Below are 26998 nucleotides of genomic sequence, written 5' to 3'. Positions count from 1 at the left end.
TTCGACAGCGCTTTGACAGCTCAATGGCCGCGACGCTTCCCCCGCCCCGCCTCCTGCCCAGTGGCGACAGTGCCGTCACGGTCGAGTTCAGCCGCACCATCGATGATACCGCCAACCAGCGCGTGCTGGCGCTCGACAAGGCACTCGCAGCGAGCCCCATCGACGGCATCACCGAGACCGTGCCGACCTATCGCTCACTGCTGGTGCATTACGACCCCGGCAAGATCGGCTTCGACGCGCTCGGCGAGAAGATCCTCCCGATCGCCACCCGGCCGCTGCCGCCAGCCACCAAGGCGCGCCGCTGGCGCATTCCCGTCGCCTATGGCGGCGAACATGGCATCGACCTCGAGGATGTCGCCAAGACGCTCAACACCACGCCGGATGACATCATCGCCCGGCACATCGGTGGCGACTACAAGGTCGCCATGATCGGCTTCACGCCGGGCTGGTCCTATCTCAGCGGCCTCGACAAATCCCTGCACATGTCGCGGCGGCAGTCGCCGCGGCTGCTGACGCCCGCCGGCACGATCTCGATCGGCGGCATCCAGGCCGGCATCCAGTGCCTGGCCGCCCCGAGCGGCTGGCACCTGCTCGGCCGCACGCCTGTCAGAACCTATCAGCTCCACCGCAATCCGACCTTCCTCACCGAACCCGGTGATCGCGTGACGTTTTTCGCCATCGACCACAAGACGTTCGAGGACATGGACCGCGCCGCCGAGGCCGGCGAGATCGTCGCCGAGCAGGTGGTCGCATGAGCCGGCTTATTGTTGCCAGCATTGGCCCTGCCAGCTCGGTCCAGGACGGCGGCCGCCATGGTGCGCAACGCTACGGCCTGACAGTCAGCGGGGCGATGGACCGCCTGTCGCTCGCAGCGGCCAACACGCTGGTCGGCAATGAGCCGTTAGCGGCCGCTGTCGAGATCGGCCCGTTCGGCGCGACGTTCACTGCGAAGGATGGCACCGTCCGCGTGGCGATCGCCGGGGCACCGCGCAACGCCGATGTCGCCGGGCGGCCGGTGGCGATGGACACATCGGTGACGCTGAAGGACGGCGAGACGCTGACGCTGGGTTTCGCTCGCGGTGGCGCGTTCACTTATCTGGCGATCGAAGGCGGTATCAAGGGCGAGCCGGTGTTCGGCAGCCTTGCGGTGAATGCCCGTGCCGGTCTCGGCAGTCCCTACCCGCGCCCGCTCCAGGCTGGCGACGAATTCACCGTCGAGGCCGCAAGCGGCGCACCGGAGCTGCGGATCGAGCTGCCGAAACCGGTGAGCGGACCGATCCGCGTGCTGCTCGGGCCGCAGGACGACGAGTTCGACGACGCCAACAAGGCGCTGTTCTTAGGTAGCGAGTGGAAGATCTCGGCGACGTCAGACCGCATGGGCTACCGGCTTGAAGGCCCCGCGATCAAGCACCTGCACGGCCACAACATCGTCTCCGACGGCACGGTCAACGGCAGCATCCAGGTGCCCGGCAACGGCTCGCCGATCGCGCTGATGATGGACCGCGGCACCTCCGGCGGCTATCCGAAGATCGCAACCGTGATCACGGCCGATGTGGGCCGCCTGGCGCAGACCTCGGCGGGAACCGCGTTCCGCTTCAAGCAGGTCAGCATGGCGGAGGCGCAGGACGAGGCGCGCAAGTTCGCCCAACTGATCCGCACCCTCCCCGACCGCCTGCGCTCCTCCGACACCGTCGAACTCAACATCGAGGCGCTCAGCGATGCTAACGTTGCCGGCTACGCGGTGAGCGCGGTCGACGCCGGAACCTGGCAGGTCACGGCGGAACCGTAAGCGGCAACGAGACCAGAGGCGGAGAGCAACCCATGAAGACGATCGATCTCAATTGCGACCTCGGCGAAGGGTTTGGCGCGTGGGAGATGGGCAACGACGCCGCGATGATCGACCTCGCAAGCTCGGTCAACGTTGCCTGCGGCTTCCACGCCGGCGACCCCGACATCATGCGCCGGACGGTGGAGCTTGCGAAAGCGCGCTGCGTCTCGGTCGGCGCGCATCCCGGCTATCGCGACCTGCACGGCTTCGGCCGGCATCCGATCGCGGGGCTGAAAGCCTCCGAGATCGAGAACCTCGTCGCCTACCAGATCGGCGCGCTGCAGGCGATCGCGACCGCGGCCGGCCACAAGGTCACGCATGTGAAGGCGCATGGTGCACTCTCCAACGTCGCCTGCGAGGACGACATGACGGCGAAGGCGATCGCCGCCGGCATCAGGGCGGTCGATCCCAGCCTGATCTTCGTCGTGCTCGCCAATTCGAAGCTGGTGAAGGCCGGCGAAGCGGCCAACCTGCCGATGGTGCACGAGGTGTTCGCCGACCGCGCCTATGAGGATGACGGCAACCTCGTCTCGCGCAAGAAGCCCGGCGCGGTGCTGCATGATGCGAAAGTGATCGCGGAGCGCGTGGTGCGCATGGTGCAGGACGGCGCGGTGGTGTCGGTGACGGGAAAGGTCATCAAGATGCGGACGGACACGGTCTGCATCCATGGCGATACACACGGCGCGGTCGAGATCGCGCGGACGCTGCGTCAGGCGTTGAAGGAAGCCGGGATCGAGGTGGCGCCGTTCAAGCGCGGGGCGTGAGAATTGTCGTCATTCCGGGATGATGCGAAGCATCAGACTATGGTGCGCAATTGCGCACCTGAGAATCTCGAGGTTCCGGGTTCGGCTTCGCCGCCCCCGAACGACGATTCAGAACGGGTGCACCGACAGCGTGCCGAACACGATCGCGGCGATCACGGCAAAGGCGCTGTAGAGCGCCAGATGATGAGCGCTCGCCCCGGTGCGACGCGAGAGCGAGCGCGCGTAGAAGTGCAGTCTGGCTTCCGCCGATAGTTCGCGCATGGTCGATCTCCAACGCCCCATTTGCGGGAGTATGAAGGATCAACCCTGGCGGGAGGCAAGATGGCGGCGGAAATAGCGATGAGGGTTCTCCGGGGAGGCCCCATCGCAGGCGCAAATTCTCTTCACCTGCGGGTTCCGAGAATCTTATTCGTTAGGATTCGAGCCAGTTGGAACCGGGCACGATGACGGAGGGATGACAGTGTAGGGTGGGTTAGCCTTGCGGCTGCGCGAAGCGCAGTCCGCACGGCGTAACCCACCAACTTCCCTCCGCATTTGCGGAAGCATGGTGGGTTACGCCGCGCAGATGCGCTTCGCGCATCTGCGGGGCTAACCCACCCTACGAGGTCTTCCTTAGTAGACGTCAGCCTGGAAGCGGCCGGTCTTCTTGAGCTCGGCGACGAAGCTCACGGCCTCATCGGTCGAACGCGCGCCGAACTGGGCGACGATGTCGACCAGCGCACGTTCGACGTCCTTGGCCATGCGCTTGGCATCACCGCAGATGTAGAGATGCGCGCCTTCGGCGAGCCAGGTCCACAATTCGCGGCCGACCTCGCGCATGCGGTCCTGCACATAGAACTTCTTCTCGCCGTCGCGCGACCAGGCCAGCGACAATCGCGTCAGTTGGCCCGAGGTCTTCATCGCATTGAGCTCTTCCTGGTAGAAGAAATCGCAGTCGCTGCGCTGATGGCCGAAGAACAGCCAGTTCTTGCCGGGCGCGCCGGTCGCCTTGCGGTCGAGCAGGAAGGCGCGGAACGGTGCGATGCCGGTGCCGGGGCCGATCATGATGATGGGCGTCTTCGGATCCTGCGGCAGGCCGAAGCCGTGCGCCTTCTGCACGTAGACCTTGAGCTTCTCGCCTTCGGCGATGCGCTCGCCGAGGAAGGTCGAGGCGACGCCGATGCGCTTGCGCTTGCCGATCACGTAGCGCACGGAATCGACCGTCAGCGACAGTTTGCCCGGCGTCGCATTGTGCGAGGACGAGATCGAATAAAGCCGCGGCTGCAGCGGCTCCAGCGCCTCGACGAAGGCCTCGGGGTGCGGACGCGTGCCGGAAAACTTCTGGAGCGCTGCCATGACATCGAGGGTTGCGGCATCGCCATCGGGATCCTCGCCCTGCGCCAGCGCCCGCGCCTTCTCGCGCTGCGCGCCGCCGGTGATGAAGGAGATCAGCTCGAACAACGAATCCGGCGCCGGCGACAGCGAGACGTCGTCGATCAGCACCTCGCGCAGCGTCTTGCCGTTGACCTTGGTGGTGTGGGAGGCGCCGAGCAGCGCGATGATCTGGTCGACGAGGCCGACATCGTTGCGCGCGAACACGCCGAAAGAGTCACCAACCACGTAGTCGAGCTTGCTCGCGGAGAGATCGAACTCGATGTGATAGGTCTCCTTCTCGGACTTCCCCTTGTTGAGAAGACGCCGCGACAGGAACGTCGCTTCCGTCGGATTGTCGCGCGAGCGGCCGGGCTCGGCGATCGTCACGGTCACGGCGGGCGCCGCGACTGCGTTCGTCTTCTCGGGTGCTTTCGCCGCCGGCGCCTTGTCGAGCTCCTCGTAGAGCGACTTCAGCATCCGCGCGGTTTCCTTGCCGCCGGGGACGCAGAGATTGAGCCGCGCTTCGCTGCGGCTCGCAATCGCCTCCGAATAGTCCTGGCAATTGTAGCCGCACTGGCCGCAATCCTGCTGCGCCATCGCCGCCATCATCTTGCGGCGCAGGGGACGGCCTTCCGCGAGCTTCATCCGGTCGGCGATCGGCATGGTCTGGTCGTGCCATGGCGCTTCGCCGTCGTCGCCGTCACCGGCCTGCATGACGGCCGCGCCCTGCTCTGCCGACAAGGGCGTAGCCACGTCAGGCGAGAGCAGTCCGGCAAAGAATCCGTTCAGCCAGGAGCGCTGCGCGTCGGAGAACGGCGCGCTGGCGGGAATGATGTCGAGTTTCGGCGGAGGCGTGATCTGGTTCATGCGGACACCTGTGCATCGGCAAGCTTGCGCAGCGTTTCGCCGTCGTGGCGGCGCGCAAAAGACAGGAAGGTTTCATCAGGCGAGGCGCGATGGGCGAGATAGGCCTTGAGCAGCGCCTCGACCGTCTTCGGCACGTCCTCGGCCTTGAGGTCGTGATAGACCTCCTGCCCGACATCGGCATCGGGGCCGAACCCGCCGCCGGTGAAGAGGTGATAGCCCTCGACGGTGTCCTCCTCGTTCACGGGCACGCGTGCGCCGATCAGTCCGATGTCGCTGATGTAATGCTGCGCGCAGGAATGGTGGCATCCGGTCAGGTGGATGTTGACAGGCTTGTCCATGGCGACGCGCGGCTCGCACCAGTCGCCGATCTCGGCGGCATTGCGCTTGGTGTTGGACGCCGCGAAACGGCAGCCGGCATTGCCGGTGCACGCAATCAGGCCGGCACGGATGTGCGAGGCTTCGACCGCGAGCCCGGTCTGCTTGATCGCGGCAATGGCGAGCTCGACATTCTCGTCGCGCACGCCCGAGATCAACAGGTTCTGCCAGACCGTCAGGCGGATCTCACCGTCGCCGAGGTCGCGCGAAACCTTGGCGAGGGCGCGCATCTGATCGCAACTGAGCTTGCCGAGCGTCAGCGACACGCCGATCCAGTTGAGGCCGTCCTGCTTCTGCTTGTGCACGCCGATATGGGCCATGCGATCTGCGGCGGGCCGCGGGAGAAACGCCTCTTCCGGCACGCGCGTGAACGGCGTCTTCAGCCGCTCCTCGACCAGCTTGAGGAAGCCGTCATGGCCCATCGCATCGAGCACGTATTTCAAGCGCGCCTTGTTGCGGTTGGTGCGGTCGCCATGATCGATGAAGACGCGCACGATGGCGTCCGCGACGGCGGTCGCCTCCTCCGGCTTCACGATGATGCCGGAATATTTCGCAAAATCCTTGTGGCCGGTGATGCCGCCGAGGCCGAGCCGGAACCAGACCCCAGGCTCGACGCCGAAACCGTCCTTCACCTCATAGGCGGTGAAGGCGATGTCGTTGGTCTCTTCCAGCACCGCGATCTTGCCGGCGCCGTCGAAGGCGACGTTGAACTTGCGCGGCAGCCCATAGAGCGAGCGGTCGTTGAGGATGTGATAGTGCCACTCGCGCGCATAGGGCCGCGTGTCGATGATTTCCTGCGGATCGATGCCGGCGGTCGGCGTTCCCGTCACGTTGCGGATGTTGTCGGCGCCGGAGCCGCGCGAGCACAGGCCGAGGTCCTGGATGCCCTCGATCATTCTGATCGCGTGCTTCGGCGGGATCTCACGCAGCTGGAGATTGGCGCGCGTGGTGACATGGCTATAGGGGCCGCAGAGCTCGTCGGCGAGATCGGCAAGGCCCGACAGCTGCCAGTGCTTCATGATGCCGTTCGGGATGCGCAGGCGGCACATGTAGGAGTCCTGCGTCGGCGCGACGTAGAAGATGCCGTAATAGCGCCAGCGGAAATTGTCCGCCGGGCTCGGCGGGGTGTTGTCGAGCGCCTGCTGGCGAAGGCGCGGATACGCATCGAAAGGATGCTCGTCGCGCTTGAACTTCTCCTGGTCGGCGAGCTTCTTGCCTGCTGCGATGACCTTGTCCTGCGCCTTGATGTGCACGGCATCAGGACCGGTCGGCTCGGCATTCGCCTTGCCGCCGCCACCACCAAGGCCGCGACCGACGCGGCTGATCTGCAGGCCGGTCGTGAAGCCTTCGAGATAGCGTTTCTGCTCGTCGGTAAAGTCGACTGAGACCGTATCGATTTTCATGGTCGGTAACGAAGCTCCTGCGGCCACCGCGGTGGCATCGACGGAAAATTGTGCGACCCGCGGGGAACTCAGCTGGCGGCTTAAGCCTGCTTCGCAACCCGACGGTCCAATCAGCTTCGTTGCTGTGGGACTTGGCTCAGCAGGCACCAATGACAAGCTGGCCGCAGCGCAACATACAAGTTGCGTGCCAGCTTTTACGAAAGAGAAAATTTTTATCTTTCAATGGATTACCGGAAGCCCCGAAAAACACCGGTCCCGGAACTCACACGAAATTCGAGCACTCGGCCCAAAATTTAGCCGCTACCGCCCATTGCTGAAAAACGATGCAGGGGACGAATCAGGCCTTCCAGCGGCCGACCTCGAAGGCCTCGAGGTGGCCCCGGATGTTGTCGGGATCGAAGGCGGGTCCGGCGAATGCGCCGAAGGCCGCGGGCGCCTCGGTGGGCGGCTGGCGGCCGACGGCTGCGTCGTAGAGATCCGGTCTGAACACAGCCATGGCCGTCTTGACGCCGTCGGGCGTCAGCGCCGTCTGCCCCCAGCGCACCATCTGGGCGTAGAGCCAGGCGGCCTGGACCGGCTCGGGGCGCCCTGCGCCTTCGCGTCCGACCAGCAGGTAACGGCTGCTTTCGCGGAAGGTGCCGTCCGGCGAGATCTTCAGGCGTCCCGTGAGGGTCCGCTGGATGACCTCGGCATCGACACCGATCCGCTCGGGCTGCGCCAGAATCCGCGCCGCCTCGGTGAGGTTCGCAGGCTGCTCGATGAACTCGGCGCCCTTCACGGCCGCACGCACCAGGGCTGCGACCACGTCCGGATTCTTGTCGGCCCAGACCTGACGGACCGCAAGCACCTTCTCGGCGGCGCGCACGAGGATATCGGAGACAAAATGCAGGATGTGCCCGATGCCGAGATCGACCGCGACCGAATTCCAGGGCGCGCCGACGCAGAAGGCATCGACATGGCCGCTCTCGAGGCTGTCGACCATGTAGGGCGGCGGCAGCACCACCATGCGCACGTCCTCGTCCGGATCGACGCCGGCCGCCGCCATCCAGAACCGCAGCTGGTAATTGTGGGTCGAGAACGGGAAGGTCATGCCGAAGGTCAAAGGCTCCGCGCCTGCCTTGCGGCGCTTGGCGACCACCTTCGCCAGCGCCTTCGCGGTGACCATCGGATCGAAGCGGTCGCCGTCGATCTCCTCCATCAGCGCCGCATGCAGCGCCGGCGACACCGTGATCGCATTGCCGTTGATGCCGAGATTGAAGGGCGCGGCGATCGGCACCTTGACGTGGCCGAGCCCGAGCGAGGACGCGATCGCGACGGGCGCGAGCAGATGTGCCGCGTCGAACAGGCCGATATTGAGCTTGTCCCGCACGTTGGACCAGGACACCTCGCGCACCAGCTCGACCTCGAGCCCTTCGGCGGCGGTGAAGCCCTTGTCGACGGCGACGATCAGGGCTGCGGCATCGACCAGCGGGATGAACCCGATGCGGAGCGGTCCAGTCATTTCAGCATCTCCGATGCGGTGATGATCGACTGGGCGATCTCGCCGATTTTCTTCTTCTCGCGCATCGCAGTCGAGCGCAGCAGCACATAGGCCTCGTCCTCGGTGAGGCCCTTCACCTTCATCAGGATGCCCTTGGCGCGCTCGATGATCTTGCGATCCTCGAGCTGCGACTTGGTGCGCTCGAGCTCCTCCTGGAGTTTCGCGAAGGCGTTGAAACGAGACACGCAGAGGTCGAGGATCGGCTTGATGCGCTCCTTCTTCAGCCCGTCGACGATGTAGGCCGACACCCCCGCCTCGACCGAGGCCTGGATCGAGGCTGAATCGCTCTGGTCGACGAACATCGCGATCGGCCGCTTCACGGCGCGGCTGACCTGGAACATCGCCTCCAGCACGTCACGGCTGGGGTTTTCGAGATCGATCAGGATGATGTCGGGGTCCACCGCATAAATACGGGCCAGGAGGCTCTGCATCTCGCTGATATGGACGACCTGGGTGAACCCGGCTTCCCGCAACCCCTCCTCGAGGATCGCAGCCCGGATCGGGCTCTCGTCGACAATCACGATTTTGGGCGACTGTTCGGCGCTCATGGCTCACTCACGGCAGCTGATTCATCCATAGCACGCCCGCAGGCCATGCAAAGGGTTGTAATTATGGGCAATTGGGACTAGCTCAGGCCGGTCAATCAGGCAGATCAGACATGGATCAGACGGCTGCGCCCAAGGTCAGCTTCGTGTCGCTGGGGTGCCTGAGACAACTGATGTAAACTTTTGACCCGCCCACTCCCACAAGAAGACTGCCGCCCGACGGCGGCTGGGCTTGTGCCATCACGGAATCTTCGCGCCAACGATCATCTTGTCGAGAAGTGGCACGGCGGCCAACACCGCCCTCTCGTTCTTGCCGGAGACCGCCAGCCGCACGACGTAGGAATTGCCGTCCTTGTCGACATCAACGTAATGCGCGATCACTTCGATCGGCTGGTCCTTCAGGGACGGATTGTCGTAGCGGTTGATGATGACCTTCGGGTTGACCGAGGGAAGCGTGGTGATCTTGGCGTTCTTGCCGGATGTCGTCGCCCAATCCCGATCGCTGGATGCGACCCATTGGACCAATTCGGTCCGATCCTTATTGTAGCGGCCTTCGGCATAGATGATCACTTCGGCGTTGCCGAACCTCTTCCCGTTGGGCACGAACATCGAGGCGAGGTACTTGAGACTCGCGGCCTCGTCCCTCGTCCACCCATCGGGCGCCTTCACGCGTGGCCTGAATTCCGGACACATTCGTTCTTGCCGATCGCAGACATGGATGATCTTGTCGACTTCGGCCTTCGCCGGAAACATCGCGCCGCAGGAAACGGTAACGAAGGCCAGGCCGAAGATGAAACGGCGCATCGCAGTAAAGCTCCGTGGACTAAGCAAGAAACAGAATAGCAACTAAAAAGTGCGTGTTTGGCGCGATTCCTCTCGGTTCCTCAGCACGCTCGATCGGAACCAGCTTCCGCTTCAGCACCGCACCGCATACGTTAGTTGTTGAATTTTTTCATGGGTTCAATTACTTGGGCCGCAAATCCTGACAATTCAGATGTAGACCTCCAGGCGATTACATGGACAGAGCGCCGCGCATATCATTCACGTCACTCGGGTGTCCCAAGGCACTGGTGGATTCCGAGCGCATCATCACGCGCCTGCGCGCGGAGGGCTACGAGCTCGCCCGCAAGCATGACGGGGCCGACATCGTCATCGTCAACACCTGCGGCTTCCTCGACAGCGCCAAGCAGGAATCGCTGTCGGCGATCGGCGAGGCCATGGCCGAGAACGGCAAGGTCATCGTGACGGGCTGCATGGGTGCGGAACCCGAGCAGATCGAGCAGGCCTATCCCGGCGTGCTCTCCATCACCGGTCCGCAGCAATATGAGAGCGTGCTCGACGCCGTGCATCGCGCGCTGCCGCCGGCGCACAATCCGCATCTCGACCTGGTGCCGCCGCAGGGCATCAAGCTGACGCCGCGCCACTACGCCTATTTGAAGATCTCCGAAGGCTGCAACAACCGCTGCACCTTCTGCATCATCCCGAAACTGCGCGGCGACCTCGTCTCGCGCCCGGCCAACGACGTGCTGCGCGAGGCCGAGCGCCTGGTCGGCGCCGGCGTGAAAGAGCTGCTGGTAATCTCGCAGGACACCTCGGCCTATGGCGTCGATCTCAAATACGCCGAGAGCCCGTGGAAGGACCGCCAGGTCCGCGCCAAATTCCTCGATCTCGCGCGCGAGCTCGGCGAACTCGGGGCCTGGGTCCGCCTGCAATATGTCTACCCCTACCCGCATGTCGACGAGGTCATCGCGCTGATGACGCAAGGCACGGTGCTGCCCTATCTCGACATCCCGTTCCAGCATGCGAGCCCCGAAGTGCTGAAGGCGATGAAGCGTCCGGCGGCGCAGGACAAGACGCTGGCGCGGATCAAGCGCTGGCGCGAGGAATGTCCCGATCTGGCCCTGCGCTCGACCTTCATCGTCGGTTTCCCCGGCGAGACCGATGCCGACTTCGCCTATCTGCTCGACTGGCTCGATGAGGCCGAGATCGACCGCGTCGGCTGCTTCAAATACGAACCGGTCGCCGGCGCGACGTCGAACGCGATCGAGAATCCCGTGCCGGAAGAGGTCAAGCAGGAGCGCTACAACGCGCTGATGGCCCGCCAGCAGAAGATCTCGGCGCGCCGGCTGAAGCGCAAGGTCGGCACGCGCCAGCAGATCATCATCGACGAGGTCGGCCCGACGGTGGCAAAGGGCCGCTCGAAAGCCGATGCGCCGGAGATCGACGGCGCGGTTTATCTGACGAGCCGCCGCCCCTTGCGCGTCGGCGAGATCGTCACCGCGAAGATCGAGCGCGCCGACGCGTACGATCTGCACGGCAGCGTCGCGGGGTTCTGAAGCACTCCGTCATTGCAAGCGTAGCGATGATAGCTCCATCACCGTCATCCTGAGGTGCTCGCTCTGCGACGCAACCGCGCCGTAGAGTGAGCCTCGAAGGACGACGGCCCGGCTGCATGCTTGGAGCAAGTTCATCATGTCGCTTCTCCCGACACCCGCCGTCCGTCATGCGCGGAAAACACCTCCTTGGCTGCGAACAGCCCGTTCACCGCCGCCGGGAAGCCCGCATAGACGGCCATCTGCATGATGATCTCCACGATCTCGTCGCGAGACAGCCCGACGTTCAGACCCGCCTCGATATGCACTTTGAGCTGAGGCGCGGCATTTCCGAGCGCCGTCAGTGCGGCGATCGTCGCGATCTCTCGATCGCGCAGGCCGAGGTCTGGGCGGCTGTAAATGTCGCCGAAGGGAAACTCGATCACGTATCGTGCGAAATCCGGAGCGATGTCGGCGAGTGAGGCGACGACATTTTCGCCGGCTCTGCCGTCAATGCGTGACAGGGCCCGCTGGCCGCGATCGAAGCGGCTTTCGGCTTGTGTTTGGGCGTGCGTCATTTTCCTTCGTCCTCTGTTCGCCGCCGGCATAGCCGGCGATCTTGGTATCAAGGACGAGCAGGCATTCCTGGAGTTCGGCAATCTGCGTGCGAACCTGTTCCCGGTGGATTTCCAGCATCTGCCGCCGGGCTGGCCCGGTGGCTTCGCCTTCATCACGAAGCGCCGCATAACGCAACATATCCCGGATCGGCATTCCCGTGGTCTTGAGCCGACCGAGGAATTCGATCCATCTGAGGATCGATGCGTCAAAGTCACGCTGGCCGGAACGATCCCGGTCTGCGTATGGCAGCAGCCCGATGCGCTCATAATAACGCAACGTGTGAGTCGACAGGCCGGTTCGTTTTGCGAGGTCGCCGATCTTCATGTGTGCCCGTTCTCGTACTGACGCACGTACAGATACCCCTTCGAGCGCACTCTAAGTCAAGGGGGGGGTCGAAGGTGCCGTTCCCGCGACGCCAAGATGGCACGACAGCAGAAGATTTCGGCGCGCCGTCCGGGCGGCAGCATCGCGGATTCCGAGCTTCAGGATGCCGCCAGCCATTTCGGCACCCAGCGCTCGGGGCGCGGTGCACGGGCGAGATCGGCCCTCGCCTCGGACAGCTTCGCCGGCTCGCCGTCGATGGTCGGGCGCACGTCGTACTCGAAGCTCGGCATGATGCGGCCGTCGGCATAGAGCCCGAAATTCATCACGTACCACAGGCCCAGCTCGGGCTGCGCGCGACGCATCTCCTCGCGCAGATCGCGCAGCAGGGATTCGATCGAGCCTGCTTCCTCGAACGGCTGCGGTCCGCGCGTCAGCACGCGGGCCTGGTATTGGGTACCCGATATCGCGATCTCGAAACGCGTCCTGTCCCAGGGTTTCTTGCCCTTGGGCAGATGGGCGGCAAGCCGCCAGCCGAGTTCGGCCATCAGCCGGTGGTTGGCCCAATAGTCTTCGCGATCCCGGCTCCATTTCTCCACGAAGCCGCGGAAGTCGGGCAGCTCCAACACGCCGTCTTCCGGCGCAGCCGTCTCGCCGATCGGCCGGCCGGCGAGCCATTGCGCGAGCTCGCCCGTCTGGCACTCGACCTCCTCGTGCGGCTTGAGATCGCTCCAGGCCTTGTCGAATTGTTGCGACGTCAGTTTGGCGAGCAGCCCGTCGAGGCTCGGCGCGAGCAGCTCGTAATCGCCTTCCGATCCCAGTCCGACGATCGGCGGGTTGTCGCGGTCGAGACCGGCGCCATACCAGCCGCCGACGGCCGAGCCGTCAGGCAGGCGCATGAACAGCGAAAACCTGTCGCGCAACGGACTGCCGTCGACGATCGGCGCGGAATCGGAGAACTGGCCCTGCAAGGAGAAGCAGCCGACGCTGCCCCAGGGGCGACCCTTGAGCCAGGCGGCAAAGTCGACCAGCAGCGGCGGCGCTTCGATGCCCGGCGGAAACGCGCCGCGAATGCTGTCGAGGTCGATCGGGTAAGGGGTATCGGACAAGGCTGAAAACTGTCTGGTTGGTCCCGTCTCCCTTGGTCTGAACCGCATCGCGTTCGGTTCGAACCAATTGGCGTCCGTTGATCACAAACGCGCTAGAGGCTCAATGGTTTCTACGCGGCGATCGATGAAATACAATCAAAAGGTTGGTGTCGGGGCCGGGCTGTACGCGATTGGCACAGCATTGATCCTGCTTGCGCTTCCCGCCGCGGCACAATCCCCATCGCCCGCGCAGGCGCGGCAATGGTGCTTCGGCACCAGCAAGATCGATGACCGGCCTATGGCAACCGTGCTCGCGTCTATCGTGACCGCGCTGGCCGATTTCGCCAGGTCGCTCCAAGCTCGGTAATCTCGATGCGGCGATTGCCGACTATGACGCAGCGCTGAACGCAAGGCCGCAGTTCGACAGTTCACTTTACGGCCGCGGGCTGGCGAAGCGGAAGAAGGGCGACAACGAGGGAGCCGAGCGCGACATCGCGGCGGCGAAAGCGATCAATGCCGGCATTGCCGATGTATTCGCGCATTACGGTGTCGAGTAATCCTCTCGCGCCGCTCTGCGCGCGCATGCAATGTGACACTATAGTGCATTCACGCAGGGGTCACGGACTCGTCCTAATTCTCGCGCGCCTTTCAACGCGAGCGAGGATTTTTGATGAGCCGCCTCTCAGACATGCTGCGCACGCAGCGCTTCGACGATTACCGCTTCTACCACCAGAGCACCGTCAACCAGACGCTGCACCTCGTCAGCGCCGTGATCTTTCTCGGCTGCTATGCGCTGCTGTTCAAAGACCCTGCCCTTGCGGGTCTCGTCGGCTGGCTCGCCATGCTGACGCGACAGACCGGGCACTTCTTCTTCGAGCCGAACGGCTATGACGCCGTCAACGACGTCAGCAACGACTACAAGGAAGCGGTGAAGGTCGGCTATAACCAGACCCGCAAGATCATCCTGCTTCTGGTCTGGGGCAGCGCGCCGATTGTGCTCTACGTCTTTCCGACGCTGTTCGGGCTGTTCGATCTTCCCGCAGGCCACTACGACTTCATTCGCCATGTCGGCGCGCTCTGGCTCGCGATCGGGATCGCTGGCGGGCTTGCCCGCATGCTCCAGCTCTTCGCAACGCGCGACGTCACGACCGGACTCGTCTGGGTGTTCAAAGTGCTGACCGACCCCTTCCACAACATCGCGCTGTACTGGAATTCGCCGCTCAAGCTGATGCGCGGCGAGCTCATCGACAGCGCCATTGCGGTTGCGGATTGGGGCAACGAGGACGCCGAAGAAGCGGCGCACCTGACCTGACCGATGTACGCCCGGCGGGAATCCTGCAAAACGGCCGCTTGACAAGTCCTGCCATTCGGCTGTACGGACGCGCCCCATGATCAACTCTCGGACCCAACGCCGCGCAGCTTTCCGTCGTCGCACCCGCGACGATGATGGGTTGCGCCATGTCCGACGACGCCGCTGAAGCACTAGAATTCAGCCAGTTTTCGAGAAGGCCGCACCCGCAAAGTGCGGCCTTCTTGCTTTTTGCGTCCTTTTTTCACCCGCCTCCAGAGGAGTTCGACATGACCACCGCCACCCATCCGTATGACGCGCTGATGGACATCACCGCACGGCCCAAGGCCGTGTTCGTCCGCGGCGCCGGCTCCTACCTCTGGGACGACGGCCGCAAGCGTTATCTCGATTTCGTGCAGGGCTGGGCCGTCAACTGCCTCGGTCACTCACCGCCGGCGATCGCCGACGCGCTCGCCGCGCAGGCCAAGCGGCTGCTCACACCGAGCCCGGCGTTCTACAACGAGCCGAGCCTCAAGCTGGCGCAGGCGCTGGTCGAGAACAGCGCCTTCGACCAGGTGTTTTTCGCCAACTCGGGCGCGGAAGCCAACGAGGGTGCGATCAAGCTCGCGCGCAAATATGGCAGCCTGCACAAGGGCGGTGCGTTCGAGATCATCAGCTTCGAAGGCGGCTTCCACGGCCGGACGCTGGCGACGATGTCGGCCTCGGGCAAGAAGGCGTTCGAGCCGCTGTTCGAGCCGAAGGTATCAGGCTTCAAGAAGGCGAAGCTCAACGACATCGCCTCGGTCGAGAAGCTGATCAACGCCAACACGGTGGCTGTGATGCTCGAGCCGATCCAGGGTGAATCAGGCGTGTGGCCGGCGACCGATCAGTTCCTGCGCGAGCTGCGTGCGTTGACGCAGGCGCACGGCCTGCTGCTCATCTTCGACGAGATCCAGACCGGCATGGGCCGGACCGGAAAGCTCTTCCACCATGAGCACGCCGGCATCGCGCCTGACATCATGACACTCGGCAAGGGTATCGGCGGCGGCGTGCCGCTCGCCGCGCTGCTTGCGAGCGAACGCGCCTCCTGCTTCGAGCATGGCGACCAGGGCGGCACGTTCAACGGCAACCCGATCATGTGCGCGGCGGGACTTGCGGTGCTGGAGGAGGTCAGCAAGCCGGACTTCCTGAAGTCAGTCACTGAGACAGGCCTGTTGCTCGAAAGCGAACTGCAGAAGGTCTCGGCCCGGCACGGCCTCGGCGGCGTCCGCGGACGCGGCCTGCTGCTGGCGCTCGACCTCAAGCTGTCGATCGCGCCGGGGATCGTCGCGCAGGCGTTCGAGGCCGGCGTGCTGCTGAACGCGCCGCAGCTCGACACCCTGCGCTTCATGCCGGCGCTGAACGTCACGCGCGCGGAGATCGCCGAGATGATCGATTGTCTCGACGGGATTTTGACCAAGGCCGGCGCGGCGCGGCGGGTGGCGTAAGGCCGCATCCGCACGCTCGTCATTCCGGGGCGATGCAAAGCATCGAACTATGGTGCGCAATTGCGCACCTGAGAATCTCGAGATTCCGGGTTCGGCTCTTCGAGCCGCCCCGGAATGACAGCCATCTACGGCTTCAAGATCGACGCGCCCGTGGTCTTGCGGCTCTCGAGATCGATATGGGCCTTCGCGGCATCCTTCAGCGCATAGGCGTGGTTGATCGGCACGTGCAGCTTGCCGTTGATGACGGCGGCGAACAGCGTGTCGGCGCCTTCCAGCAGCTCCTTGCGCGTGCCGATATAGTCGTTGAGCTTCGGCCGGGTCGCAAACAGCGAGCCGTGAGTGTTGAGCTCGGCGATCGAGAACGGCGGCACCGGACCTGAGGCATTGCCGAACGAGACGAACATGCCGCGCGGCTTCAGGCAGGACAGCGAGCCCGGGAAGGTCGCCTTGCCGACGCCGTCATAGACGACGTCGCAGCCCTCGTTGCGGCTGATCTGCTTGACGCGGGCGACGAAGTCTTCCTCGTTGTAGAGGATGACGTGGTCGCAGCCATTGGCCTCCGCGAGCTCGGCCTTCTCGCGCGAGCCGACCGTGCCGATGACATGGGCGCCGAGCGCACTCGCCCATTGGCAGGCGAGCAGGCCGATGCCGCCGGCCGCGGCATGGATCAGCACGCGATGGTGCGGCTCGACCTTGAAGGTCTTGTGCAGGAGATACCACACCGTCAGCCCCTTCAGCATCAGCACGGCGCCCTGCTCGTGGGTGATGTGATCGGGCAGCTTGACCAGCTTCTCCCAGGGGAGGTTGCGCTCGCCGGTATAGGCGCCGAGGTTATGGTAGTAGGCGACGCGGTCGCCGGGGTGGAAATTGGTGACGCCCGGACCGACCGCAACCACCTCGCCCGAGGCCTCGTTGCCGGCGATGAAGGGCAGCTCCGGCGCCTTGTAGAGGCCGGTTCGGTAATAGACGTCGATGAAGTTCAGGCCGACCGCATGCTGACGGATGCGCACCTCGCCGGTAGCCGGCGCCGGGACCTCGACGCTCTCATAGACCAGGGCTTCGGGGCCTCCGACCTTGTGCACACGGACGGCTTTGGTCATCACCTGACCTCCTCTTCTCCAAGGCTGAGCGAAAGACATCGCGCCCGTCTTGTCAACTCGACGCCGGCTGGAACGCCTAAGCCGACGGCTTGCTCGCCTTCTTGCGGTTGCTCTTGGCCAGCACGTTGAAGAATTCGACCGCCGCCGAGAACGCAATTGCGAAATAGATGTAGCCGCGCGGGATGTGAAATTTGAATCCGTCCGCGACCAGCGCGACGCCGATCAGCACCAGGAAGGCCAGCGCCAGCATCTTCGTGGTCGGATGCTCCGCGACGAATCGCGACACCGGCCCGGACGAAATGTACATGATCAGGCAGGCGATCACGACGGCCGCGATCATGATCTCGATGTCCTGCGCCATGCCGATCGCGGTGATGATCGAGTCCAGCGAGAACACGATGTCGATGACGATGATCTGGACGATCACCCAGAAGAAGGCGCTGCCGCCGGATTTCTCATCGCCCTCGCCGTCATCGGCCTCGACCTCGGCGTGGATCTCGTGCGTGGTCTTCGCGATCAGGAACAGGCCGCCGCCGATCAGGATCAGGTCGCGCCAGGAGAAGTCGTAACCTGCGACCGAGAACACCGGCGCGGTCAGGCCGATCAGCCAGACCAGCACGCTGAGCAGGATGATGCGGAAGACCAGCGCCAGCGCCAGCCCGATCTGGCGGGCGCGGTTCGCCTGCCGCTCCGGGATGCGCGAGACGATCACAGACAGGAAGATGACGTTGTCGATGCCGAGCACGATCTCGAGCGAGGTCAGGGTCAGCAGCGCGGCCCACGCCTCGGGGCTGGTGATCAGATGCATCATGCGAAGGATCTTGCGAAGCGGATCAACGCGTCGCTGAAGCTGATCCAGAGCGCGATCGCGCACAGCGCAACCGTCACGCCGATGCCGACGTGAAAGTCCATCTCCAGCGTGTAGAGGGACAGCATCGCCCAGATCGCGATCAGCGACATCGTCAGCCAGCGCAGCCGCACGACGCGGACCGGATGCAGCACGTGGAACGGCACGAATGTCAGCACCACCAAGGCCGCCACCAGCAGCGTGGACCACAACGGCGTCCAGTGCAGCAGGAACAGATAGAACGCCGCCGCATTCCACAGCGCCGGAAAACCGCGGAAGTGATTGTCGTCGGCCTTCATGCGCAGATCGGCGAAATATAATGCGCTGGTGACGATGATGGCGACGCCGAGCAAGGGCGCCGCGACCGGCAGCAACAGCCCGCTCGCCACGATCGCATAGGCGGGCACGAACACATAGGTGACGAAGTCGACCACGAGATCGAGCACGTCGCCCGACCAGTTCGGCTGCACGTTCTTGACGTCGAGCCGGCGCGCGATCGGACCGTCGATCGCGTCGATGATCAGCGCGACGCCCAGCCATTGAAACATCGCCGCCCAGTGCTCGCGCACGGCCTCCAGCATCGCCAATAGAGCGACCGCCCCGCCGAAGGCGGTGAAGATATGCACCGAGAACGCCGCGGCGCGGATCGCGGGGGTCGGCTTCAGGGAATCCTCTTGGCTGTCCATGGCTTCTGCTATCAGAATGGGGGCGATTTGCACATAAGCCATTACGGCGCCCGGTGGCACAATTCGCCATAAAACCAAGGAAAAATAGGTGGGCTTGAATTTGCCGCGGGGCGTGTCATTTGTCGTTCCATGACAGACGCATCGACACATTTTGACGCAGCCGTGATCGGCGGCGGACCGGCGGGGATAGCAGCGGCGATCGCATTGGCGCAGGCCGGAGCACGGACCGCGCTGGTGGCTCGGCGTCTGCCCTATGCCGACAATCGCACCACCGCGCTGCTGGGTGCCTCCATCGATCTCCTGGAGAGCCTCGACGTCTGGCAGCGCTGCAAGGACAAGGCGGCCGCGCTGGAGGTCATGCGGCTCGTCGACGACACCGGCCGGCTGTTCCGCGCGCCGGAGGTTCGTTTCTGCTGTCACGAAATCGGGCTCGACGCCTTCGGCTACAACATCGACAACCGCTCGCTGATGCTGGCGCTGGAAGAGCGCGCGGCCGAGCTACCCGGGATCGTCCGCTTCGACGACGAGGCCGAAAGCATCATCATCGAAGCCGACGACGTCGCGGTCCGCACCGCCTCCGCACAATTCCTCTCCGCCCGGCTCGTGGTCGGTGCCGACGGCCGGCATTCGCTGTGCCGGGAGGCCGCCGGCATCGAGGTCGTGCGGCGCGAGCTGACGCAGACCGCGCTGACCTTCAACGTCGGCCACACGCGGCCGCATCGCAACGTCTCGACCGAGTTCCACACGCCGCACGGGCCCTGCGTGTTCGTGCCCCTGCCCGGCGACCGCTCCAGCATCGTCTGGGTCTCGGCGCCTGCCGACGCCGAGCGGCTGCGCGGCTTGAGTGACGAGGAGCTGTCCGCCGCGATCGAGAAGCAGTCGCATTCGATCCTGGGACGCATGACGGTCGAGCCCGGTCGCAACCTGTTTCCGCTTGCGATCGAGCGTCCAAGATCCTTCGGCCGCGACCGTATCGCGCTGGTCGGCGAAGCCGCCCATGTGGTTCCTCCGATCGGCGCCCAGGGCCTCAATCTCGGCCTCAGGGATGCAGCCGACATCGCGAAGCTCGCGGGCGAGGCGATCGCGGCGGGCCGGGATCCCGGCGCGGACGACGTGCTCAAGCGCTATGACCGCGCCCGGCGGCCCGACATCCTGAGCCGGACCTTCGCGATCGACATCGCCAACCGCTCCTTGCTCAACGACTTCCTGCCGCTCCAGCCGGTCCGCGCCGTCGGCATGCACCTGCTCGGCGCTATCGGCCCGCTCCGGCGTTTCGCCATGCGCGAAGGCCTGACGCCGACCTGGCGGCGGTAGCGCCTCTTACGGAAACGCCAGCCGGCCCGTCTGGATCGCCCACATCACGCTCGTGAGCGTGACCACCGACGCAAACGTCCCGAGCAGTACGGCGACGGAGGCAGATTCGATCCAGGCATCGTTCTGCCGGGCGATGACAAACACGTTCAATGCCGGCGGCAGCGAGGCCATCAGCACGGCGGTCGCGGCCCAGGGCTGCGCGAACGGGCCGAACGCCAGCATCAGGCCGAACGCCGCGAGCGGATGGATCAGGAGCTTCACCGCGATCACGCCCGGCACCTCCCACGGCACACGGTCGAACGGGCGGAGCGCCACCGTCACGCCGAGCACGAACAGCGCCGTCGGCGCGGCCGCGTTCTGGAGGAAGGTGATGGTGCGGTCGAGCGCGACCGGCAGCTCGATATGGAGCGCCGCCACCGCCGCGCCAAAGCAGGCCGACATGATCAGCGGGTTGAGCACGATCTGCTTCAGCACCACGCCGAAGGCATGCACGATGGAGGGATGGTCGCGATCGGAGAGCTCGATCAAGAGCGGCACGATCGTGAACAGGAAGATGCTGTCGCAGCAGAAGATCAGCGCGGTCGGCGCCGCCGCCTTCGTCCCGAGCACTGCGAGCGCCAGCCCCGGTCCCATATAGCCGATATTGCCGTAGCCGCCGGAGAGCCCTGCGAGCGTCGCCTCGCGCAATGTCAGGCGTCCCAGCACCTTGCCGACGACCAGCGCCAGCGTGAACGCGGCCACCGTCGACAGCGTGGTCGCGACCAGGAATGGCGGGTTGTTCAGCTCCGCAAACGGCGTCTTCGACATGATCGCGAACAGCAGCGCCGGCAGCGACACGTAGAGCAGGAAGAAGTTCATCCAGGCGAGGCCCGATTCCGGCAGGGCCTTGACCTTGCCGCACGCGAAACCAACGAAGATCAGGCCAAAATAAGGTAGAGCTAGATTGAGGATATCGAGCATTGATGAAGTGTTTTCTGAAGACTTGGGGGCTATCCGCCCCGGACGCGAAGGTTAATTCCCGACAAGGCCACTAGCATCGGCCACAATCCTGGTCTATCGACGGGGAATGATTAAAGCGCGGACCGCCAAATTCCAGATCGGACAGGTCGTGCGCCACCGGATCTTCTCGTTCCGGGGCGTGATCTTCGACATCGATCCGGAATTCAACAACACCGAGGAGTGGTGGCTGTCGATTCCCGAGGAGGTGCGGCCCCACAAGGACCAGCCGTTCTACCACCTGCTCGCGGAGAACGCGGAGTCCGAGTACGTCGCCTACGTCTCCGAGCAGAACCTGTTGCCCGATGATTCCGGCGAGCCGATCCGGCACTCGCAGGTCGCCGAGATCTTCATCAAGGACAAGGGCGGCGGCTACCGCCCGCGCAATCCGTCGCTGAACTGATCTTCGCTCGGACACGGCGGGTCAGCAAAAAAGGCGCTCGAATGAGCGCCTTTTTCATGTCCGGGATTTGGTCCCAATTACTTCTGGCCGGTCGGCGCTGCGCCGGGCGGCGTGCCCTGCTGCTCGAGCTTCTTGCGCTGCTCGTCGGCCTTCTTCTGAAGCTCTTCCTGGAGCTTCTTCTGGGTTTCCTCGAACACCTTCGGATCGGTCGGCGGACCGTCATAGGCCTTCTGGAATTCGCCGGCGAGCGGCAGCGGCAGGGTCAGCGGCGCGCCGTTGGCGTTGATCGCCTGGACAACGAGATTCTGGCCCTTCTTCATGCTGTTGATGAGCTCGGGCGTGGCCTCGTAGTCGGACATGCAGCCGTTCTGGAAGCAGATCACATACGGCTGCTGCAGCGGCGCGTTGCTGTCCACGATGATGCGGGTACCGTGCACGAGCTGCATGCCGAGCGGCAGCGTCACGCGCAGGATCTTCTTGGGCTCGCCTTCCGGCTCGATGATGACGGCGGCAATGACCGGCTGGCCCGATTCGATGCGGCCGTCCTTGCCCGTGAAGCAGACCTGCTTGGCGTTGGCGTCCTGGCCCTTGAGGCAGAACTTGGTCCAGGGCGCGTAGATCAGCTGGATCTGCTGGTCGGCGGGCTGGGCCGCGCCCTGCTGCGCCGGGGCGCCTTGCGCGGGAGCCTGCTGGGCCGGCTGCGCCTGGGCAGGCGCCGGAGCCTTGGGGGCAGCCTTTGGAGCCGCCTTCGGGGCCGGGGCCGCCTTGGGCGCGGCGGGCGCACCGGGAGCCGGCGCCGGGGTCTGGGCTTCGGCGGCAAACGGGACGGCCAATGCCGTCGCCGTCAACAAGGCGAGAAGTCGCCCGCGCGGCCGGACGGACGCGGCCAAGTAACGGAAATTCATTGCAGAAAACCCTTTCTGAACGGGAAGTGCCCGAACCGCTCCGAAGCACCGAACCAAGCCGCCTTGGGCGCGGCTCTCTCCCCGTCAATTGAGGCGGATACGTGACGGGCTCGGCGCTCTTGCGCGATTGGGTGCCTTCTTAGCGTGGCCGACGAAAAGATCAATGCCGACAAGCGTCTTTGACCACATCCACAGCTGCGTCCGGTGAAATTCCCTGTGATAGGATTCAGTCCCGCCGGTCCTCGAATCAACGTGTGCCGATGTTCATGTTCCAGCGCCTCTTCGAGGGCCCCGGTCTCCGCCTCTGCGTCCTTGCCTTTGCGCTCACGTTTGCGCTGTCGACCGGTGCTGCACGCGCCGAGGAAGCCCATGCCATCGCCATGCACGGCAAGCCGGCGATGCCCGCCGATTTCACCCACATGCCCTACGCCAATCCCGATGCCCGCAAGGGCGGCCGGCTGACCTGGGGCATTCTCGGAACCTTCGACAGTCTCAATCCCTTCATCGTGAAGGGATTGGCGGTGCAGCCGGTGCGCAACTACGTGATCGAGAGCCTGCTCGCGCGCGGCCAGGACGAGCCGTTCACACTGTACGGCCTGCTTGCGAGGTCCGTCGAAACCGACGACGACCGGACCTTCGTCACGTTCCGCCTCGATCCCCGTGCCCGCTTCTCCGACGGCAAGCCGGTAACGGCCGAGGACGTGCTGTTTTCCTGGCAGCTGCTGCGCGACCGCGGCCGCCCGAACCTGCGGCAATACTATGCCAAGGCCACCAAGGCCGAGGCGCCCGATCCTCTCACCGTCCGCTTCGATCTTGCCGGGGCCAACGACCGGGAATTGCCGCTGATCCTCGGCCTGATGCCGATCCTGCCGAAGCATGCAGTTGATACCGCAACCTTCGAGGAAACGACACTGACGAGCCCCGTCGGCTCGGGCCCCTATCGCGTGACCGCGGTGAAACCTGGCGCGAGCGTGACGCTCACGCGCAATCCCGATTATTGGGGCCGCGACCTCGCCATCAATCGCGGGCTCTACAATTTCGACGAGATCAGGCTCGACTATTTTCGCGAGGCGAACGGCCAGTTCGAAGCCTTCAAGCGCGGCCTCTATGATTTCCGCATCGAGCACGAGCCTTTGCGCTGGCACGACGGCTACGATTTTCCGGCCGCCAGAAGCGGCGAGGTGATCCGCGACACCATCAAGCCCCGCGTGCCGCAGCCTTCCGAATTCCTGGTGTTCAACACGCGCCGTCCGGTCTTCGCCGACATCCGGGTACGAAAGGCCCTGACGCTGCTGTTCGATTTCGAGCTGGTCAACCGCAACTACTTCTTCGGCCTCTATTCGCGCGTCGCCGGCTACTTCGCCGGCTCGGAGCTGTCGGCCTATGGCAGGCCTGCGGATGCGCGCGAGCGCGAGCTGCTCAAGCCGTTCGCCGCGCAAATTCCGCCCGAGATCATGGAGGGCAGCTACCGCCTGCCCGTGACCGATGGTTCGGGCCGCGACCGCACGACGCTGCGCGCCGCGCTGAAACTGTTGTCGGAGGCGGGCTACGATCTCGACGGCACCGTGCTGCGCAACCGCACGACCAAGGCGCCCTTCACCTTCGAGATCATGGTCACGACCCGCGACCAGGAGCGCATCGCGCTCGCCTTCCAGCGCGACCTCAGGCGCGCCGGCATCGAGGCGAGCGTGCGCGCGGTCGATCCCGTCCAATTCGACCAGCGCCGGCTCGCTTACGAGTTCGACATGATCCAGAACCGCTGGGACCAGTCACTGTCGCCCGGCAACGAGCAGTATTTCTATTGGGGCAGCGCGGCCGCCGACAACCCGGGCACCCGCAACTACATGGGCGCCAGGGATCGCGCCATCGACGCCATGATCGGCGCCCTGCTGGAGGCCCGTGAACATACGGATTTCGTCTCGGCAGTGCGTGCGCTCGATCGCGCCCTGATCGCGGGCTCCTACACAATCCCGCTGTTTAACGTATCCGAGCAATGGATCGCGCGCTGGAATCGGATAGAACGGCCGAAGGCCACCGCGCTGTCCGGCTATTTGCCGGAGACCTGGTGGTCGAAGGGTGAGCCTCAAGCGACGCAAACGAAGTGACGCCGTGAACCAGCCAGCCGTATCGCCGACCCTCGACACGCTGTTTCAGCGCACGCTGATGCGGCAGCCGCACGCGACCGCCCTGCTCGATCCCCTCAACAAGGCGCGCATCACCGGACATCAGCCGCGGCGGATGAGCTATGCCGAGGCCGACACCGCCATCGAGGCCCTGTCGGCCCATTTCGTCGAATCGGGCCTGCCGGCCAATTCCGTCGTCGCGATCCAGTTACCCAACACGGTCGAGTTCGTGCTCACCGTGCTCGCCGCCCATCGCGCCGGCCTCGTCGTCGCCGTGCTGCCGCTGCTGTGGCGGCACGCGGAACTGGCCGCGGCGCTCAACCGCACCGCGGCGCGCGCCATCGTCACCATGAGCACGGTCGACGGCGTCAGCTATGCCGACCTCGCGATGCACGCTGCCGCCGAGGCGTTCTCGATCCGTCATGTCTACGGCTTCGGAGGCGACCTGCCCGAAGGCATGGCCTCGCTCGACGACGTCCTGGCCCGTCCGCCCGGCACCACGCGCGCCGTGATCCAGGACGGCCGCAAGGCGGCGATGATCTCCTTCGACGTCACGGCGGAGGGCTTTCGCCCGGTGCCGCGGCCGCATTTCAGCCTGATCGCCGGCGGTCTTGCGATGTCGCTCGAAGCCGACGTCAGGCAGGGCGCGACCGTGATGGCGGCGTTCACGCCGATGTCATTCGCAGGCCTCGCCTCCTCGCTCGCGGTGTGGCTGCTGTCGGGCGGCACGCTGGCGCTGCATCACCCGTTCGAGAACGACGTGCTGGAGCAGCAGATCAACGAGCATGAATGCGAGGTGCTGATCGCGCCGGCGCAGCTCGCGCTGCGGCTCGGCGATGCCGACCTCGCGGCACGGATGCCGAGCTTGCGCAACGTCATCGGCCTGTGGCGCGCGCCGGAGCAGGTGGCGGCGAGCGATGCCTGGATCGCGCCGCATGCGCCGCTGACCGACGTCTATCTGTTCGGCGAGGCCGGATTGTTCGGCGTCCGCCGCGGCGAGGACGGCATGCCGGTGCCGGTGATGCCGGGACCGCACGGCGCGCCGCGTGAGCAGGCGGGCTCCTCCATCGCCGGCGAGATCCTGCTGACGCCGAAGGGCACGCTTGGCCTGCGCGGGGCGATGGTGCCGATCGCGGCCTACGCCCCGCCGCAGCCGGTCGGCGAGACGCTGACCGCGCAGCCCCCGCGTGACTATGTCGACACCGGCTATGCCGCGCGGCTCGACCGTGCCAGCGGCGCAATCTGCATCACCGCGCCACCTTCCGGCATCATGGCCGTCGGCGGCTACCGTTTCCTCTCCAACGACCTCCAGGAATGGGCGCGCCGGCTCGGCCAGGGCGCCCTGCTCACTGCACTGCCCGACCGCCTCTCCGGCCACCGGCTGGCAGGGCGGGCCCAGGACAATGCCCGCGCCCGCGAGGCGCTCAGCGAGCTCGGGCTTAACCCCCTGATGGTCGAAGCTTTTCGCGACCGCTCCGGGCCGGCTTGAGCCCAGTTTCGCCTGAGACGTTGACGCCGCATTAAGGCGGCCAAACTAGATTGCGCGGCACCTGTTGCGTGATCAGAGTTTCCCAATGTCCCAGGCGGGCCCGATCCTGTTTGTGTCCAATGCCGAGCGCCCCGCCGTCGTCGCGGCGCTGGACGAGGCCCGGCTCTTTCCCGTGGTCGACACCGACTGGGCCAGCGCCACGCGCGCGGTCGAGCAGGTGCAGCCGGCCGCTGTGCTCGCCGCGATGCATGGCGGACATGAGCCGCATCTGGCGCTGCTCGCCAGGAAGATCGCCGACCAATCGCCTTACCTTCCCTTCGTGGCCCTCGATGCGGCGGGCACGCTGCCGCACAACGCCCTGCCCTTCGCCTCGCGCGACGGCCATCCCGAACGCCTGAGCGCGCGGCTACGCGCCGCGCTGCGCGTCCGCACCCTGCATTCGACCGTGCTGCGCCGGCTGCCCGAGGCGAAGGTCGTACTGCCCGAGGGCGACCCGTCGCGCGATGCCACCGTGCTGCTGATCGGCCGCGGCGCCGCCTATCCCGCACTCTCCGTCGCGCTCGGCGAACGCGTCGGCGTGGTCGGCGCGCTCTCGATCGAGGCCGCCGCGAAGCATCTCAACACCCGAGACATCGACGGCGTCGTGCTCGCCGAAGGGTTTACCGCGCGCGTGACCGATGCCTTCCTCACCGTGCTCGCCGAGGACACCCGCTTCCGCACCCTCCCCGTGGTCGTCACCGCGCACCAGCTCGTGCAGAGCTACGATCTGCCCAATCTCGAGCTGATCGCGGGCGAGCCGGCGAAGATCGCCGCCAACGCGCTGCCGCTGATCCGCCAGCACGCGATGGAATCACAACTGAGCCGCACGCTGCGCTCGATCGATGCCGGCGGCTGGCTCGACCCGCGCAGCGGCCTGCTCACCACGGAAGCCTTCGCTCGCGATTTTGCCAAGGCGGTTGAGCAGACGCTGGCCCGCGGCGGCGGCCTGTCGGTGGCACGCTTCGCCTTCGATCCCAATAATCCGCGCGCCCAGCTCGATGCCGCGCGCATCCTGAGCCGCCTGATGCGGCAGATGGATTTCGGTGCAGCCCAGAAGGACGGCTCGGTCATCGTCGTGTTCGCCGAGACGGACTTCCGCACCGCCCACATGATCGCCCGCCGTTTGTCGGCGGTGATGCGGCACACGTCCAACGGCAAGCACGAGATGCGCAGCGATCCCGTGGTCAGCGTGGATTCGCTGTCGCCGTCGGACACGGCAAGATCATTGCTCGCGCGGCTGTCGGCCGACGCCTCAAGGGCGGCGTCGTAGTCACAACCTCGCTGCCGTAGGGCAAAGCGAAGCGTGC

General features: G+C 65.2%; 26 protein-coding genes. 12 read left to right on the top strand and 14 right to left on the bottom strand.

Annotation, left to right across the window (positions count from 1 at the left end; all coding sequences use genetic code 11):
• Positions 1–23: 23 nt before the first annotated feature.
• The 3 genes from pxpB to GGD63_RS01600 are packed head-to-tail and all read left to right on the top strand — an operon-like array spanning position 24 to position 2592.
• A complete protein-coding gene (pxpB, locus tag GGD63_RS01610) occupies positions 24–755 on the top strand; it encodes a 5-oxoprolinase subunit PxpB (RefSeq protein WP_183239156.1) in 732 nt (243 codons plus the stop codon).
• Entirely contained in the window at positions 752–1789 is a 1038-nt protein-coding gene (locus tag GGD63_RS01605; protein ID WP_183239155.1) for a biotin-dependent carboxyltransferase family protein, read from the top strand. The genes pxpB and GGD63_RS01605 overlap by 4 nt, the downstream gene beginning before the upstream one ends.
• 32 nt (positions 1790–1821) lie before the next feature.
• The gene (locus GGD63_RS01600; RefSeq protein WP_183239154.1) at positions 1822–2592 is read left to right on the top strand and encodes a LamB/YcsF family protein; all 771 of its coding nucleotides are present in this window, start codon (positions 1822–1824) and stop codon (positions 2590–2592) included.
• 108 nt (positions 2593–2700) lie between these two features.
• On the opposite strand, the gene GGD63_RS01595 is transcribed toward GGD63_RS01600, so the two are convergent.
• The 6 genes from GGD63_RS01595 to GGD63_RS01570 all read right to left on the bottom strand — a co-directional run bounded on the left by GGD63_RS01595 (position 2701) and on the right by GGD63_RS01570 (position 9479).
• Positions 2701–2853 (bottom strand): hypothetical protein, encoded by a 153-nt coding sequence (locus GGD63_RS01595; RefSeq protein ID WP_035666020.1) that lies wholly within the window; start codon positions 2851–2853, stop codon positions 2701–2703.
• A gap of 351 nt (positions 2854–3204) precedes the next feature.
• Positions 3205–4812, bottom strand: a complete 1608-nt coding sequence (locus GGD63_RS01590) for a sulfite reductase subunit alpha (protein WP_183239153.1) — start codon at positions 4810–4812, stop codon at positions 3205–3207.
• Positions 4809–6590 carry a NirA family protein gene (locus GGD63_RS01585; RefSeq protein WP_183239152.1) on the bottom strand — a complete coding sequence of 594 codons (1782 nt, stop codon included), beginning with the start codon at positions 6588–6590 and terminating at the stop codon, positions 4809–4811. Before GGD63_RS01585 ends, GGD63_RS01590 begins: the two co-directional genes overlap by 4 nt.
• A 337-nt stretch (positions 6591–6927) precedes the next feature.
• Positions 6928–8091: a CmpA/NrtA family ABC transporter substrate-binding protein gene (locus GGD63_RS01580; protein WP_183239151.1), complete on the bottom strand. Its 1164-nt coding sequence runs from the start codon at positions 8089–8091 to the stop codon at positions 6928–6930.
• Complete coding sequence (locus GGD63_RS01575; RefSeq protein WP_124158279.1) at positions 8088–8678, bottom strand: ANTAR domain-containing response regulator; 591 nt, start codon at positions 8676–8678, stop codon at positions 8088–8090. The genes GGD63_RS01580 and GGD63_RS01575 overlap by 4 nt, the downstream gene beginning before the upstream one ends.
• 237 nt (positions 8679–8915) lie before the next feature.
• On the bottom strand, positions 8916–9479 hold the full coding sequence (locus GGD63_RS01570) for a hypothetical protein (protein WP_183239150.1): 564 nt from the start codon (positions 9477–9479) through the stop codon (positions 8916–8918).
• Between the two features lie 212 nt (positions 9480–9691).
• Here GGD63_RS01570 and rimO point away from each other — a divergent pair, with 212 nt between their 5' ends.
• Positions 9692–11011, top strand: a complete 1320-nt coding sequence (gene rimO / locus GGD63_RS01565; protein WP_183239149.1) for a 30S ribosomal protein S12 methylthiotransferase RimO — start codon at positions 9692–9694, stop codon at positions 11009–11011.
• 134 nt (positions 11012–11145) lie between these two features.
• Here the strand turns inward: rimO and GGD63_RS01560 are convergent, their stop codons facing one another.
• The 3 genes from GGD63_RS01560 to GGD63_RS01550 all read right to left on the bottom strand — a co-directional run bounded on the left by GGD63_RS01560 (position 11146) and on the right by GGD63_RS01550 (position 13035).
• A complete protein-coding gene (locus tag GGD63_RS01560) occupies positions 11146–11565 on the bottom strand; it encodes a carboxymuconolactone decarboxylase family protein (protein ID WP_183239148.1) in 420 nt (139 codons plus the stop codon).
• Positions 11498–11929 (bottom strand): MerR family transcriptional regulator, encoded by a 432-nt coding sequence (locus GGD63_RS01555; RefSeq protein ID WP_183239147.1) that lies wholly within the window; start codon positions 11927–11929, stop codon positions 11498–11500. Before GGD63_RS01555 ends, GGD63_RS01560 begins: the two co-directional genes overlap by 68 nt.
• 158 nt (positions 11930–12087) lie before the next feature.
• The gene (locus tag GGD63_RS01550; RefSeq protein ID WP_183239146.1) at positions 12088–13035 is read right to left on the bottom strand and encodes a hypothetical protein; all 948 of its coding nucleotides are present in this window, start codon (positions 13033–13035) and stop codon (positions 12088–12090) included.
• Between the two features lie 124 nt (positions 13036–13159).
• On the opposite strand from GGD63_RS01550, the gene GGD63_RS01545 reads away from it, so the two are divergent.
• From GGD63_RS01545 to GGD63_RS01535, 3 genes are all read left to right on the top strand, one after another.
• Entirely contained in the window at positions 13160–13381 is a 222-nt protein-coding gene (locus tag GGD63_RS01545) for a hypothetical protein (RefSeq protein ID WP_183239145.1), read from the top strand.
• A gap of 303 nt (positions 13382–13684) precedes the next feature.
• A complete protein-coding gene (locus GGD63_RS01540) occupies positions 13685–14326 on the top strand; it encodes a hypothetical protein (RefSeq protein ID WP_183239144.1) in 642 nt (213 codons plus the stop codon).
• Between the two features lie 266 nt (positions 14327–14592).
• On the top strand, positions 14593–15789 hold the full coding sequence (locus tag GGD63_RS01535) for an acetylornithine transaminase (RefSeq protein ID WP_183239143.1): 1197 nt from the start codon (positions 14593–14595) through the stop codon (positions 15787–15789).
• 125 nt (positions 15790–15914) lie between these two features.
• Here the strand turns inward: GGD63_RS01535 and GGD63_RS01530 are convergent, their stop codons facing one another.
• The 3 genes from GGD63_RS01530 to pcsA form a co-directional block, all read right to left on the bottom strand.
• The gene (locus tag GGD63_RS01530; RefSeq protein WP_183239142.1) at positions 15915–16889 is read right to left on the bottom strand and encodes a quinone oxidoreductase; all 975 of its coding nucleotides are present in this window, start codon (positions 16887–16889) and stop codon (positions 15915–15917) included.
• Positions 16890–16965: 76 nt separating this feature from the next.
• Entirely contained in the window at positions 16966–17700 is a 735-nt protein-coding gene (locus tag GGD63_RS01525) for a TerC family protein (RefSeq protein WP_183239141.1), read from the bottom strand.
• Positions 17697–18464 carry a phosphatidylcholine synthase gene (pcsA, locus tag GGD63_RS01520; protein ID WP_183239140.1) on the bottom strand — a complete coding sequence of 256 codons (768 nt, stop codon included), beginning with the start codon at positions 18462–18464 and terminating at the stop codon, positions 17697–17699. The genes GGD63_RS01525 and pcsA overlap by 4 nt, the downstream gene beginning before the upstream one ends.
• An 87-nt stretch (positions 18465–18551) precedes the next feature.
• On the opposite strand from pcsA, the gene GGD63_RS01515 reads away from it, so the two are divergent.
• The gene (locus tag GGD63_RS01515) at positions 18552–19736 is read left to right on the top strand and encodes a UbiH/UbiF family hydroxylase (protein WP_183239139.1); all 1185 of its coding nucleotides are present in this window, start codon (positions 18552–18554) and stop codon (positions 19734–19736) included.
• A 6-nt stretch (positions 19737–19742) separates the two neighbouring features.
• Here GGD63_RS01515 and GGD63_RS01510 read toward each other — a convergent pair whose 3' ends face one another.
• The gene (locus GGD63_RS01510) at positions 19743–20696 is read right to left on the bottom strand and encodes an AEC family transporter (RefSeq protein ID WP_183239138.1); all 954 of its coding nucleotides are present in this window, start codon (positions 20694–20696) and stop codon (positions 19743–19745) included.
• Between the two features lie 106 nt (positions 20697–20802).
• Between GGD63_RS01510 and hspQ the strand changes: the two genes are divergently transcribed.
• Positions 20803–21135, top strand: coding sequence for a heat shock protein HspQ (hspQ, locus tag GGD63_RS01505; protein ID WP_074120446.1), 333 nt, complete (start codon positions 20803–20805; stop codon positions 21133–21135).
• 77 nt (positions 21136–21212) lie between these two features.
• On the opposite strand, the gene GGD63_RS01500 is transcribed toward hspQ, so the two are convergent.
• Positions 21213–22040, bottom strand: coding sequence for an invasion associated locus B family protein (locus GGD63_RS01500; protein WP_183239137.1), 828 nt, complete (start codon positions 22038–22040; stop codon positions 21213–21215).
• A 260-nt stretch (positions 22041–22300) separates the two neighbouring features.
• Here GGD63_RS01500 and GGD63_RS01495 point away from each other — a divergent pair, with 260 nt between their 5' ends.
• The 3 genes from GGD63_RS01495 to GGD63_RS01485 all read left to right on the top strand — a co-directional run bounded on the left by GGD63_RS01495 (position 22301) and on the right by GGD63_RS01485 (position 26961).
• Entirely contained in the window at positions 22301–24145 is a 1845-nt protein-coding gene (locus tag GGD63_RS01495) for an extracellular solute-binding protein (RefSeq protein ID WP_183239670.1), read from the top strand.
• 4 nt (positions 24146–24149) lie between these two features.
• Positions 24150–25652 carry a class I adenylate-forming enzyme family protein gene (locus GGD63_RS01490; protein WP_183239136.1) on the top strand — a complete coding sequence of 501 codons (1503 nt, stop codon included), beginning with the start codon at positions 24150–24152 and terminating at the stop codon, positions 25650–25652.
• A gap of 85 nt (positions 25653–25737) precedes the next feature.
• Entirely contained in the window at positions 25738–26961 is a 1224-nt protein-coding gene (locus tag GGD63_RS01485) for a GGDEF domain-containing protein (protein WP_183239135.1), read from the top strand.
• Positions 26962–26998 lie beyond the last annotated feature (37 nt).

The organism is Bradyrhizobium sp. cir1 (genome assembly GCF_014198245.1).
Taxonomy (GTDB): domain Bacteria; phylum Pseudomonadota; class Alphaproteobacteria; order Rhizobiales; family Xanthobacteraceae; genus Bradyrhizobium.
This window is presented reverse-complemented; position numbering and strand designations above follow the sequence as displayed.